An 8,177-nucleotide genomic window follows, 5' to 3' on the forward strand; every position below is an offset into this window, starting at 1 on the left:
GAACAAGTTGGTGTTCTTTGGCAAGAGCTTTATCAAAAATATAAAATAAAAATTCATTTTGCCCATCGAACTTTTAGCTGGAGCAATGAAGCAAAAGGAAACGCCGCAGTTCATTGTGTTATTATTGGTTTTGGGCTAGAATATATTGACAATAAACGTATTTTTGATTATGCTGATATTAAAGGTGAACCAACAGAAAGAAAGGTTAAAAATATTAATCCTTACCTGACAGAAGGAAATGATTTAATCATTTTAAAGAAAATAAAACCCATTTGTAACGTGCCTGAAATGATCAAAGGCAGCCAACCTACAGATGGTGGTAATCTTCTGATGAATGACGAGGAAAAAGAACAGTATATTCGACAAGAACCCGCAGGAGAAAAATTTATTAAGCCTTTTATTTCTGCTGATGAGTTTCTGAATAATAAAAGACGCTGGTGTTTTTGGTTAACAGAAATACAGCCTAAAGAATTAAAGCAGTTGCCTCTATTATTAAAGAGAGTAGAAGCTGTTAAAGAAATGCGTTTGGCTAGTTCTAAAGTTGCGACAATTAAATGGTCGCAGTTCCCAACATTATTTACTGAAAATAGACAGCCAAAAACCAGCTATATTCTAATACCGCGTCATTCTTCAGAGAATAGAAAATATATTCCATTTGGTTTCTTTAGTCCAGATTATATTGCTAGTGATAGTTGTCTCTTTGTTGCAAATGCTGATTTATATTTATTTGGTATTCTTACTTCAGCAATGCACATGACATGGGTTAAATATGTTTGCGGACGATTAAAAAGTGATTACCGTTATTCAAACACCATCGTTTATAATAACTACCCCTTTCCAGAAAATATCACCGACAAACAAAAACAAACCGTTGAAACTTGCGCTCAAACTGTGCTAGATACTAGGGTAAAATATCCCGATAGTAGCCTTGCGGATTTATACGATCCTTTAACCATGCCTCCCGACTTGCTCAAAGCTCACCAAAAACTTGACAAAGCCGTTGATTTGTGTTATCGTCCCCAACCTTTCACCAGTGAATTAAACCGTATTGAATACCTCTTTGAACTCTACGAAAAATTAACCGCTCCCCTACTCCCTACCAGCAAACAAAAACCCGCAAAAAGAAAAAATCCTCAATAACGAAGACAGGAGACTCCGAGACAGGAGGCAGGAGGCAAAAGGCAGACTTCGGCAGGAGACAGGAGGCAGCTTTGTTCTCCCCACTCCCCACTTCATAATTCATAATTCATAATTCATAATTCCCACACCCCACACCCATCCCTAAGCGCCGCAATTCCGGAGATTATATAAAAAAACACCCAGAACAATCGAGGTGATGGACAATACTAAAGGTTGTGTAGGTCATCAGAAAAGCCCTGTCAGGGTAAAATACTATGAAACTAGCGTCACGAGTCAATCAAGTCACCCCCTCCCTTACCCTAGCTATCGACTCTCTGGCCAAGGAAATGAAGAAAAACGGCGAAGATGTCTGTAGTTTTAGCGCCGGGGAGCCAGATTTCGACACACCCATTCACATCAAAGCTGCCGCGAAAAAGGCCCTCGATGAGGGAAAAACTCGCTATGGACCGGCTGCCGGAGAACCGGGGTTAAGAAAAGCCATCGCTGAGAAATTGCTGCGGGATAATCAACTAGCATACAATGCCGATAATATCATCGTTACCAATGGGGGTAAACAGTCTCTCTATAATCTAATCATGGCGTTAATTGAAGCGGGGGACGAAGTAATTATTCCCGCACCCTACTGGTTGAGTTATCCTGAAATGGTGACGTTAGCGGGAGGAACATCGGTTATAGTGAACACTAGCCTAGAGAATCACTATAAAATCACCCCCGAACAGCTAGAAGCGGCAATTACACCGAAAACTAAATTATTTGTTCTCAATTCTCCCTCTAATCCTACCGGTATTGTCTATACTCCCGAAGAAATCGCAGCTTTAGCAAAAATTGTGGTTGAAAAGGATATTTTAGTGGTTTCCGATGAAATTTACGAGAAAATCCTCTACGATGGCGCAATTCACCGCAGTATCGCTTCTTTTGGTCCGGAAATCTTTCAGCGCAGTATTGTTAGTAATGGTTTTGCTAAAGCTTTCTCGATGACGGGGTGGCGCGTCGGTTACATAGCAGGACCGGTGGAAATTGTCGAGGCCATGACTAATATCCAAGGTCATAGTACCTCTAATGTCTGCACTTTTGCCCAGTACGGTGCGATCGCTGCTTTAGAGAGTCCCCAAGATTGCATCGAGGAAATGGTCAAAGCTTTTAGCGAGCGCCGACAGTATATTTTAGAACGAGTGCGAGCAATCCCCGGACTCAATTGTCCTACTCCCAACGGTGCTTTTTATGTGTTTATTGATATTAGTCAAACTGGTTTAAAATCCCGGGATTTTTGTCAGAAACTGCTCAAAACCCAAAAAGTAGCCGCTATCCCCGGTATTGCTTTCGGTGCTGATGATTGTATTCGTCTTTCCTATGCTACAGACCTAAAGACGATTGAAAAAGGATTCGATCGCATTGATAAGTTTATCGGCACTTTGTAGGATGATTACTGTGTCTGTTAGGGTGAATTTTGTTCGCCCTTTTTTTTGGGTTTAACCACTTAGCTATTAGCCTTCAGCCGTCAGCTTTTATTTATTCTCCCCCGCAACGCACGCGAAGTAGTCTCCCTGCTCCCCAATTCATAATTCCTGATTCACCCCCTGTGCAACTATATTTTTAGTCTTGATTTACAAGGCTCTCAGAAATCAGCAGAGATAAAGTATCCTCTGGAACCCTGATTCTGTCGTTTTCAGTTGCACATCGCGTTAATTCATAATTCATAATTCATAATTGATAATTCATCGGGGCTTTTGTTAAGTTACATTAAGCCCTACAATAAAATCCTAGGGAGTTAGACGAAATTCGCTCGATCGCTCGGTCTTGTCCGCTTCTTAGCTGAGATAGAGAAAAGATAGCGCATCGAGAAATAGAAAACTTGAGCTACTCAAGCCTTCGTCAATACTGCCCTGTCATCTACCTTGAGTTATAACCTAGTGTCCCAAACCCTACCTAAACCCTCCCTAAAAAGAGAATTTTTGCCATTTACCCTACAGGATGTCCGTCTAGCTATCCCGGCCCGTTGCTTCCAATCAAGCGTTTTTCGCTCTTTAGCCTACTTTTTTTTTGATATTGGCATTATTACCCTACTTTACTGGATAACTTACCAGATTAATCAAGCTTGGTTCTTCCCCCTTTTTTGGTTTATGCAGGGAACCATGTTTTGGGCCTTATTTGTCGTCGGTCACGATTGCGGTCACGGTTCCTTTTCCCGTTATCGTTGGTTAAATAACTTAATCGGTCATCTCAGTCATACTCCTATTCTCGTACCTTTCCACGGTTGGCGCATCAGTCATCGCACCCATCACGCTAATACTGGCAATATCGACACCGATGAAAGTTGGTATCCCGTCACGGAAACCCAGTATAACAATATGGCTTGGTACGAAAAATTAGCTCGTTTTCAGCTAATTTTATTTGTTTATCCCCTCTATCTTTTCCGTCGTTCCCCTAATAAACAGGGGTCCCATTTTATGCCCGAAAGCCCCCTCTTTCGCCCCTCGGAACGGTGGCAGGTACTGACTAGCACCGTATGCTGTACCTTTATGTTAGGTCTATTAATCGGGGTTGGTGTTAGCCAAGGCTTTTGGTTTCTGTTTAACTACTACATCATGCCCTATATCGTCTTTGTGGTTTGGTTAGACCTGGTGACATTCCTACACCACACCGAAGATGATATTCCCTGGTATCGCGGTCAAGACTGGTACTTTCTCAAAGGGGCGCTTTCTACCATCGATCGCGATTATGGCATCTTTAATCCCATCCATCACCAAATTGGTACTCACGTCGCCCATCACATTTTTATCACTATTCCCCACTATCATCTCCAAGAAGCAACCGAGGCCATCCGTCCCGTCTTAGGAGACTATTATCGCGTCTCGAAAGAACCGATTTTCAAATCTCTCTGGCAGTCCTACCGCAATTGTCATTTTGTCAGTGACCAAGGCAGTAAGGTTTTTTACCTCAAAAACTGATCCTATCTTAGCTATGAGGGGGAAACGGCAGCAAAATCCCCCTCCTCCTCCCACACCGAGAATAGTTGCCAAAACTAGCGGTAAAGTCTTTTTCTGGATTTGGTTCACTGGCAAGGAATTAAGCTGATGCAGTGAAATTGAACAACGTACAAAGGGAATGACATCGGCAGCATTGGTCAAGAATCAAACAAATATCTAATCTGTTCTCTAGGATTTGATCATTTTGCTTTTCAACAGCTACTGACAAGAGGATATTAAGCGCCTAGAATCTAAAAATTTACGATCAAGCAGGTCTAAAGAGTGAGTTTTTATGATACTGTCTATTGTACTAGCTCAATTATAACTTTGCTATAAAAGATTAATTACTCAGACAGCAAAAAAAGTGGCAGATTATGACACAGGCAATCCTTACTCAAATCTTGAATCAGCTTGAGACTCTTGAGCTAAAAGAACTTCAGCTGCTTAATCAGAAGATTCAACAGTATCTTATGGATAAAGAAGAAGCTGAGAAACAAGCGGTATTTCACCAATCTCTTCTTGATGCTGGATTAGTCAAGCAGATTAAGCGTCCTTCATCTCAACCGATAACTGAGCGACGATTGATTGAAATCGAGGGAAAACCTATTTCAGAAACGATTATTGAGGAACGCCGTTAAATGGCACTTTATTTCTTAGATAGTAGTGCCTTGGTCAAGCGTTATATCAGCGAAACTGGTTCAGCATGGGTATTGGAATTATTTACTGATGCTTTAAATAATGAAATATTTATTGCCGCAATCGCCAAGGTAGAAATTGTAGCTGCTATTACGCGAAGATCCCGCACTGGAAGTATTAGCGTTACCGATGCAGCGGCAATAGTTCATCAGTTGAGAAAGGACTCGCTTAAAGATTATCAAGTCATTGAAATTACCGAAAGTATAATTAATTCAGGAATGGTATTAGCGGAAACTTATGGTTTAAGAGGTTATGACGCAATCCAGTTAGCAGTAGGTTGTGCTGTTAATACACTTTGCCTAGCTAGTGGTTTACCTTCTATCACTTTTGTCTCGGCAGATAATGAATTGAATGTTGCTGTTATCAGTGAGGAATTGCTGATGGAAAATCCTAATAATTATCCATCTTAAGTAAGCGATAAGCTGTGAACTCTGAAATTTTTAGAGTTTAAAAAGGTGGAAAAAATAATCCCCTTCAAGGGAGTAAAGGAATTAATCTGATGCAGCGAAATTGAACGACGTACAAAGGGAATGACATCGGCAGCATTGGCCAAGAATCAAACAAATATCTAATTGGAGAAGCAACTAGAAATGTACCAAAGGAAATTAAGTCTCGCTATCCTCTTATTCCTTGGCGTTTAATCGGAGGAGTGAGAAATATTTAGAAAAGGTGCTATTATGCGGAATAATAGTTGACTTGTGTTAGAATCGGTTATGTTGTTAATTTAAGGGATAGTTACATGAAAATTGTTACTGTTACTGAGGCCAAAGAACAAATTGATGAATTAGTGAATGATACCAATGATAATCATCAACCAATTTTGTTATCTGGTACGAAAAATAATGCTATTTAAATTGCTGAGGAAGATTGGAAATCTATTCAAGAAACGCTTTATTTGTATTCTATTCCTGGTATGGTAGATTCAATTATTGAAGGTGGCAACACTTCTATTGAAGATTGTGTGAATGAGGTGGGTATCAGAGCAATTTTAAATGGATAATTGGCAGTTGGTTTTTAAGCGAAAAAAGATGCTGAAAAGCTGGCTCGTACTGGGTTGGCAAAACAAGCTAACGAGTTATTAAATATTCTTAAGTCAAATCCCTATCAATCTTATCCTGTTTATGAGAAACTCAGTGGCGATTTAGCGAGCTATTATTCTAGACGTATTAATATTCAGCATCGTTTGGTTTATCAGGTTATTCCAGAAGAGAAGGTTGTCAAAATTATACGGATGTGGACTCATTATGAATAACCCCTTTTAATTTATTTTACCTAAAATGTCGGATGAATGCCCCCGCTAGATTTTTCGACAAGATACTCACCTTTGCGGGGAATGAAATCCGACCAGAATATCAACCGCGAAGCACGATTTTCATTCTACTATTTGTAGGTAAACTGTGTTATACTTAATTTAGCCAGGGTCGAGGATTAATCAATGCTAGTCGTAAAAGCCAAGTTAAAAAACGGGACACCAGAGAGGCAGGAAAATTTATTGTAATTTCTCAATAATACTAATAATGATTCTCTTTAGCTGGGGGAGATTGTTTTGAATCACTTTCCAGACGACTTTTTCATCAATTGCCCAATATTCATGAACTAATTTATCCCGCATACCTGCGATGTTTTTCCAAGGAATATTAGGATAATTAACTCTCACTTCATCAGGAATATTTTTGACTGCTTCCCCAATTATTTCAATTAATTTTACTGCCGAAAGAAAGATTTCTATCTTAGTTGAAAATTCTTCAAAGCTTAGACCCTGAGTCATCTTTTCTAGTTGACAAATTGCCTCTAGAATGTCTTGCAAGAAATCTCTAAATTCCCGTTGCGTCATACATAAATAACCTCGGATAAAATTCTTTCTCGCCTTCTTCCTTTTAAGCCATTTTTACTGATAACATCCGCTTTTACCTTAAGTAAATCACTTAAATAATATTCCATATCTACTAAATCCAGTAAACTAGGCGGTTCTGTATAATCTATCAGAATATTAACTTCACTATTTTCCTGCACTTCTCCTTTTACATAATCTCCAAAAATACCTAATTCACTGACATGATACTTTTCTTTTACTAAGGACTTAACTTGACCCAAAATCGCTTTAATTTCTTCTAAATTTTTCATGATGCTTACCTTCTAAGATAACGGAAAAGACTTTTACCCTACTGATCAAAATTTTATTTCCTGTATCTGTATTGTAGCAGATAGCGGATGAAAGGATAAACCATACTCCTTAAAATCATGAGAATTGAGAGAGTTATGCAAAAAATACCCCCTCAACTGACTAAATGAAGGGACATTTATAGTATTTTTAGAAGCAATTTAGCCTACTTTTCTGGTTTCTTTTTCGATGGATTGGGAGGGTTTTAGTTTAGGTTTGAGTATCTCGATTATTCTAAATTTCGCTTTTTCCAGTAATCAGGTTTACGTTTTCCATTTGCGATCGCAACTACCCAAATAGATGCTTCAAATTCTACATAAAAGATGATGTAAGGAAAACGGCGAATGAGATAACGGCGCATCCCTTCGATAGTATGGGCTGTTCCCAGATTAGGGTTAATTTTAATTTTTTCGAGAGCTTGTTCAATTTCAGATAGTAAATCTAGCCCTAATCCTATCTTTTACTTCTCATAATATTGAATAGCATTGTCAAGTTCTCGTCTTGCTTCACTGTGAATAATAACAGGTTTCACGAATATTTCTCTCGTAATTCCAATAATACTTTATCCGATGGTTCACCCTTGGCTGTTCCAGCATAAATTTCGGCTAATCTTTGAGTTAATTCTCTATCCCAAGCATCTAAAACATTGTCATCTACACCTTCATCTAAGGAATGGATGAGAAAGTAAGCCAGTTCAGCGCGATCTTGTACGGGAAGTTGAGCAAGTTCTATTTTGAGGGTTTCTGCTGTTTTAGTCATCTTGAAAGCATCTATAACCAGTCATCTTAGATTGTAGCAGATATCGGATGAAAAAATAAACCATCCTCCTTGAAATTATGGGAATTGAGAGAGTTATGCCAAAAATACCCCCTCAACTGACTGAATGAAGGGGCATTTATGGTATTTTTAGAAGCAATTTAACCTACTTTTGTGGTTTCTTTTTCGGTAGATTGGGAGGGTTTTAGTTTACGCTTTAGGGTTGATACTGCGCCTAGTGTACTGACTACCAGGAGACTTAAAGTTCAAGTTTTCCAGAAAGAAAATTAAACTAATTAAACATTCATATTAGGGTTTTATAGCGTTTTCAAATAAGACATGAAAAAGCATCGTAATTGTGGAGATTAGGAAAAGTAAATAGTTTAAGGTTGATTAAAAGATTAAATATCTTCTTCATAATCCCAAAATTTTTACAGAAACGGTAGCATCTCCTTACC

At 38.8% G+C, this 8,177-nt stretch carries 9 protein-coding genes and 2 pseudogenes; 6 read left to right on the forward strand and 5 right to left on the reverse strand.

The features are described 5' to 3' along the window. From IM450_RS13160 to IM450_RS13185, 6 genes and pseudogenes are all read left to right on the forward strand, one after another. On the forward strand, positions 1 to 1,140 hold a 1,140-nt coding region (locus IM450_RS13160), incomplete at its 5' end, for a type IIL restriction-modification enzyme MmeI (RefSeq protein ID WP_353736993.1). 254 nt (positions 1,141 to 1,394) lie between these two features. Continuing rightward, positions 1,395 to 2,558 (forward strand): pyridoxal phosphate-dependent aminotransferase, encoded by a 1,164-nt coding sequence (locus IM450_RS13165; protein WP_287665749.1) that lies wholly within the window; start codon positions 1,395 to 1,397, stop codon positions 2,556 to 2,558. A 492-nt stretch (positions 2,559 to 3,050) separates the two neighbouring features. Then, positions 3,051 to 4,088 (forward strand): fatty acid desaturase, encoded by a 1,038-nt coding sequence (locus tag IM450_RS13170; RefSeq protein ID WP_002800340.1) that lies wholly within the window; start codon positions 3,051 to 3,053, stop codon positions 4,086 to 4,088. 392 nt (positions 4,089 to 4,480) lie between these two features. After that, positions 4,481 to 4,744 carry a hypothetical protein gene (locus tag IM450_RS13175; RefSeq protein WP_002800342.1) on the forward strand — a complete coding sequence of 88 codons (264 nt, stop codon included), beginning with the start codon at positions 4,481 to 4,483 and terminating at the stop codon, positions 4,742 to 4,744. After that, entirely contained in the window at positions 4,745 to 5,212 is a 468-nt protein-coding gene (locus tag IM450_RS13180) for a type II toxin-antitoxin system VapC family toxin (protein WP_008202187.1), read from the forward strand. It begins immediately after the preceding gene. A 582-nt stretch (positions 5,213 to 5,794) separates the two neighbouring features. Beyond that, a pseudogene (locus IM450_RS13185) lies at positions 5,795 to 6,054 on the forward strand (Txe/YoeB family addiction module toxin). A 237-nt stretch (positions 6,055 to 6,291) separates the two neighbouring features. On the opposite strand, the gene IM450_RS13190 reads toward IM450_RS13185, so the two are convergent. The 5 genes and pseudogenes from IM450_RS13190 to IM450_RS13210 all read right to left on the reverse strand — a co-directional run. Beyond that, on the reverse strand, positions 6,292 to 6,636 hold the full coding sequence (locus IM450_RS13190) for a HepT-like ribonuclease domain-containing protein (RefSeq protein ID WP_287665753.1): 345 nt from the start codon (positions 6,634 to 6,636) through the stop codon (positions 6,292 to 6,294). Next, the gene (locus IM450_RS13195) at positions 6,633 to 6,926 is read right to left on the reverse strand and encodes a nucleotidyltransferase family protein (RefSeq protein WP_002783391.1); all 294 of its coding nucleotides are present in this window, start codon (positions 6,924 to 6,926) and stop codon (positions 6,633 to 6,635) included. The genes IM450_RS13190 and IM450_RS13195 overlap by 4 nt, the downstream gene beginning before the upstream one ends. Positions 6,927 to 7,192: 266 nt before the next feature. Beyond that, the gene (locus IM450_RS13200; RefSeq protein WP_223211066.1) at positions 7,193 to 7,420 is read right to left on the reverse strand and encodes a type II toxin-antitoxin system RelE/ParE family toxin; all 228 of its coding nucleotides are present in this window, start codon (positions 7,418 to 7,420) and stop codon (positions 7,193 to 7,195) included. 71 nt (positions 7,421 to 7,491) lie between these two features. Then, a complete protein-coding gene (locus tag IM450_RS13205) occupies positions 7,492 to 7,722 on the reverse strand; it encodes an addiction module protein (RefSeq protein WP_002800346.1) in 231 nt (76 codons plus the stop codon). 158 nt (positions 7,723 to 7,880) lie between these two features. Further along, positions 7,881 to 7,985 (reverse strand): annotated as a pseudogene (locus IM450_RS13210) (PEP-CTERM sorting domain-containing protein); the annotation flags it as partial. Positions 7,986 to 8,177: the final 192 nt, after the last annotated feature.

The organism is Microcystis sp. M083S1, assembly GCF_020246405.1.
Taxonomy (GTDB): domain Bacteria; phylum Cyanobacteriota; class Cyanobacteriia; order Cyanobacteriales; family Microcystaceae; genus Microcystis; species Microcystis aeruginosa_C.